This is a genomic window from endosymbiont of Ridgeia piscesae, assembly GCF_001443665.1.
Taxonomy (GTDB): Bacteria; Pseudomonadota; Gammaproteobacteria; order Chromatiales; family Chromatiaceae; genus Endoriftia; species Endoriftia persephonae.
Window position 1 is genome coordinate 1 of record NZ_KQ557180.1, and the last position, 1629, is coordinate 1629.

Genomic DNA, 1629 nt, shown 5'->3' on the forward strand with positions numbered 1-1629 from the left:
CTCCACTACATCTTTCCTTTTCTGATCACGCTGTTCTTTTATCGTAGCCATGGAAAGCAGTATACACTGCCAATACTTTCGGAACGATTAATACTATCTCGAACTCCGGCATCTGCCAGCCTGCGCGCAAACCAAGCCGCCCCATGCGACCGAAACCATTGATACCGATACGTATCGTCATTCGAATATTCTCCTGCTTGGCCTACTCACTAACCCACTGACGGACTTGGTTGGGGCCGGGCAAGCCACCAACATGCACCAGCTTGCCATCCACCACGACACCCGGGGTGGAGATCACGCCATAGCTCATGATCTGCACCAGATCGGTAACCTTTTCCAGCTCGACCTCAACGCCAGCCTGTTCGGCGGCGATCCTGATCAGGTTGGTGGTGGTCTCGCAGTTCCTGCAGCCAGAACCCAGTACCTTGATGCTCTTCATCAACACATCTCCGAAAATAACTTCATCATTCGTAGTCGCCGTTGGCGGGCCTCTCGCTATCGTTCACCGGCAGAGTCAGGCGCTGCAGACGCCGCCAGGCCGATTGGGCATTTCAGCCAGGGCGAGCGCATCAGCGACAAAAGGCGGCTCATTCTTAATGCCTTCAGCGGTTGTACCAATCACCTCTGTCATCCACTCCGGCATCTCAAAATTGAGCCGGTAATAGATCCACAGCCCCTCCTTGCGATCGCTGACCAGCCCTGCCTTGCGCAGGGCAGCGAGATGGTGCGACACCTTGGGTTGGGGAAGTGCGAGGGCATGGGTCAGTTCACAAACGCATAGCTCATCGTGACTGACCAGCAGGGAGAGGCAGCGCAGACGCGTGGGATCAGAAAGCGCCTTGAACAGCAGCGTGGGATTCATATCGAAGCAGCTCTATATCTATAGAATTAGATATAGAGTATATTCACACAGGTCGATATAGCAACAGGTTTATGGATGGAGGCTGCAACTCCTCCGTCTGAAATATTTCGCTACAGCCGAAGACAATCGCGAGGGATGAAAGGCAGGATGGCTACAATCTAGGGAAGATTGTCGGCCTAGCCCTCCAAGTCTTCGATAATCGGGCACCCTCCTTCGGCACCTCGACATAGATTGACCAACAACGTCAGTTCCCTGCGCAGGGTTTCAAGATCAGCCAGGTGGCGTTCCACCTCTTGCAACTTCTGCTGGGTCAACTCCCGCACCTCGTCACGGGCGTGTTGCGGATCCTCCCGCATCTCCAACAGCCGGGCGACCTCATCCAGTGAGAAATTCATCGCCTTGGCCCGCAGGATGAAACATAGACGCGACAGGTCACGCTCATCATAGAGCCGGATACCGGACGCTGTCCGATGGATTGGCGGCAACAGCTCTATCTTTTCGTAGTAGCGCACGGTATCGGCACTGAGGCCAGTAAGACGGGTGATGTCACCGATACGATATTGACTGCGACCAGATCCTGATGATGAGGCATGATTCATAGCACTCTCACGTTACGATGAGCTGTGGTCGATGCATTGCTGAAGCGTCTGTCGCAACCTCTTTTCAGAGGGTAGCGCGGTAAAGACCAGTTCACCATCGATGGCAATGGCCGGTGTCGCAAGCACACCGATCTGTACAGCGTAATCCAGCTCTTCAAGGACGTTGAC

Annotated in this window: 3 protein-coding genes and 1 pseudogene; all 4 read right to left on the reverse strand. The window is 54.3% G+C overall.

Going from position 1 to position 1629, the window contains the following annotated elements; all coding sequences use genetic code 11:
* Window positions 1-85: 85 nt before the first annotated feature.
* Window positions 86-181: pseudogene (locus Ga0074115_RS16045) on the reverse strand (glyceraldehyde 3-phosphate dehydrogenase NAD-binding domain-containing protein); the annotation flags it as partial.
* A 21-nt stretch (window positions 182-202) separates the two neighbouring features.
* On the reverse strand, window positions 203-439 hold the full coding sequence (locus Ga0074115_RS15450; protein WP_060528710.1) for a thioredoxin family protein: 237 nt from the start codon (window positions 437-439) through the stop codon (window positions 203-205).
* Between the two features lie 75 nt (window positions 440-514).
* Window positions 515-862, reverse strand: a complete 348-nt coding sequence (locus tag Ga0074115_RS15455; RefSeq protein ID WP_057957370.1) for an ArsR/SmtB family transcription factor — start codon at window positions 860-862, stop codon at window positions 515-517.
* A 176-nt stretch (window positions 863-1038) separates the two neighbouring features.
* Window positions 1039-1461 carry a heavy metal-responsive transcriptional regulator gene (locus Ga0074115_RS15460; RefSeq protein ID WP_057957371.1) on the reverse strand — a complete coding sequence of 141 codons (423 nt, stop codon included), beginning with the start codon at window positions 1459-1461 and terminating at the stop codon, window positions 1039-1041.
* Between the last annotated feature and the right edge of the window lie 168 nt (window positions 1462-1629).

Excerpts from the sequence above, each read along its gene's own strand:
- Ga0074115_RS15455 (WP_057957370.1), bottom strand. The coding sequence starts at position 862 with ATGAATCCCACGCTGCTGTTCAAGGCGCTTTCTGATCCCACGCGTCTG.
- Ga0074115_RS15460 (WP_057957371.1), bottom strand. The coding sequence starts at position 1,461 with ATGAATCATGCCTCATCATCAGGATCTGGTCGCAGTCAATATCGTATC.
- Ga0074115_RS15450 (WP_060528710.1), bottom strand. The coding sequence starts at position 439 with ATGAAGAGCATCAAGGTACTGGGTTCTGGCTGCAGGAACTGCGAGACC.